This window comes from Streptomyces sp. AC627_RSS907, from assembly GCF_019049165.1.
Genome location: NZ_JAGMUE010001246.1, coordinates 1 through 596, shown reverse-complemented (window position 1 = coordinate 596; position 596 = coordinate 1). Strand labels below are relative to the sequence as shown.

Below are 596 nucleotides of genomic sequence, written 5' to 3'. Positions count from 1 at the left end.
AGCGTGGGGAGCAGCAGCGCCGCGGCGATGGAGCCCGCCCCGTAGGCGCCGAGCGCCACCGGGACGTCGGACGTGGCGCGCCCGAGGTGGTCGCGTACGTAACCGATGGTGTTGACCATGACCATCGCGCCGCCCGCCGCGATCGCCAGGGTGAGGGCGAGCAGCGCCCGTAGCCGCGGCGTGGCCAGGAAGACGCGGGTGCCGCGGGTGATCCGGGCCGCGAGCCCGGGGGTGCCGTCGGCGGGGGCCGCCGCGGGCCCCGGGAGGGCGGCGGACAGGACGAGGGCGGCCGAGCCGAGGAAGCCGATCACGGTGCCGAGGAAGAGCCAGTCGTAGGTGATCCGTGACAGCAGCGCGGCGGCCAGCAGCGGGCTGAACAGGACCTCCAGGTCGTAGGCCAGGCGCGACAGGGACAGGGCGCGGGTGTAGTCGTCCTCCACGGGCAGCAGTCGCGGGATCAGCGACTGGAAGGCCGGCGTGAAGGTGGCCGAGGCCGCCTGGAGCACGAAGATCAGCGCGTAGACCTGCCAGACCGCGTCCACGAACGGCAGGACGAGGGCGACCGCGGCGCGGACCAGATCGGCGCTCACCAGCAG

The 596-nt window shown here is 74.3% G+C and carries 1 protein-coding gene; it reads right to left on the bottom strand.

The genetic code is table 11. From position 1 onward, the window contains the following. The coding region (locus KUM32_RS41300) for an MFS transporter (protein ID WP_217146777.1) at positions 1–596 on the bottom strand (596 nt) is incomplete at both ends.